This is a genomic window from Ensifer sp. ENS10 (genome assembly GCF_014852025.1).
Lineage (GTDB): Bacteria > Pseudomonadota > Alphaproteobacteria > Rhizobiales > Rhizobiaceae > Ensifer.
On sequence record NZ_JACVAS010000067.1, the window covers coordinates 1 to 255 of the forward strand.

Sequence of the window (255 nt, forward strand, 5' to 3'; positions counted from 1 at the left end):
TGGTCGCCGACGCCTCCGGCGGCACCTCGGCCGATGCGCACAAATACGCCATGGACCGCATGGTCCAGGCCGGCGTCATCCCGGTGACCTGGCAGCAGGTCCTGCTCGAATGGCAGCGCGACTGGGCCCGCAAGGAAACCTACAATGCCGTCACTTCGCTGGTGAAGGAGCATTCCGGCGCCTACGGCATGGGCATCGACTACGCCGTCACCATGGTTCACAAGGGCGACGAACGCGTCAGCCACGGCAAGACGA

General features: G+C 65.5%; 1 pseudogene. It reads left to right on the forward strand.

Features of this window, described 5'->3' with window-relative positions:
* Positions 1-255 (forward strand): annotated as a pseudogene (locus IB265_RS36390) (hydrolase); the annotation flags it as partial.